The sequence below is a fragment of the Actinosynnema sp. NPDC023658 genome, from assembly GCF_040639995.1.
GTDB lineage: Bacteria > Actinomycetota > Actinomycetes > Mycobacteriales > Pseudonocardiaceae > Actinosynnema.
The window spans coordinates 1-349 of record NZ_JBFAAX010001488.1 but is presented as its reverse complement, the minus strand read 5'-3'; the positions used below and the strand labels follow the sequence as shown (position 1 = coordinate 349).

The 349-nt window shown below is 75.6% G+C and carries 1 protein-coding gene; it reads left to right on the top strand.

Annotated elements, in window-relative coordinates:
* Nucleotides 1–28: 28 nt before the first annotated feature.
* Nucleotides 29–316 (top strand): putative glycoside hydrolase, encoded by a 288-nt coding sequence (locus AB0G02_RS42005; RefSeq protein WP_360806708.1) that lies wholly within the window; start codon nt 29–31, stop codon nt 314–316.
* Nucleotides 317–349 lie beyond the last annotated feature (33 nt).

The window sequence follows — 349 nt, the reverse complement described above, 5'->3', positions numbered from 1 at the left end:
CGCGGGCGCCCTGGTGCACGACTAGGTCGTGCACCAGAGCCCCACCGCCACCACGGCCCTCGCCGTCCACTGCGGCTACCCCTGCGCGGCCGAGCTGAACGCGACCTCGATCCTCAGGGGCCTGCCGGTCGGGACCCCCCGGAGCGTGAAGATCCCGGTCGGGTGCTTCACCGCCGCCGGCCTGGACCCCAGCGCGGTCAACACCCCCTTCCTGCTCGCGACGGCAGGGCGGTTCGACGCCACCGTCGGCCACGTGCGGTGGGTGGCCGGAGCGGCCGGGGACCCGGACGCCACCCCTTGCGACGCCCTGCGCTGATCCCGCCGCTCCGCACGCCGGTGTCGAGGTCAC